Annotated in this window: 1 pseudogene; it reads right to left on the minus strand. The window is 47.7% G+C overall.

The features are described from left to right. Positions 1–97 precede the first annotated feature (97 nt). A pseudogene (locus tag PSI23_RS22265) lies at positions 98–308 on the minus strand (hypothetical protein); the annotation flags it as partial.

Here is a 308-nt window from a genome sequence, read left to right on the forward strand (position 1 = left end):
ATGTCATAAGGTTTCCCGTCTCTGGGTCGCCAGTTCACCCGCTCGGCAAACTGTTGATGCAAAGGGGCTAGCAGGTGTTTATCCCAGTCAATCGGCATCAGATTTTAACCCTGCTCTGCACTGTTACTGGGTTATTGGATAGTAACCGTACCCTTAGGTCATCCAGCCGGATAATAACACCCAATCGGAACAAGCGGCTGGCATCATCGCCGAAAACCTTAATCTCAGTATTTTCAGGGTAATCCACGCCGTTATGTCTGATAGTATGACCTGTAACCACAATAAATTCCGTCACACTCTCATCCGAA

This window comes from Xenorhabdus yunnanensis (assembly GCF_028598805.1).
Classification (GTDB): Bacteria; Pseudomonadota; Gammaproteobacteria; order Enterobacterales; family Enterobacteriaceae; genus Xenorhabdus; species Xenorhabdus yunnanensis.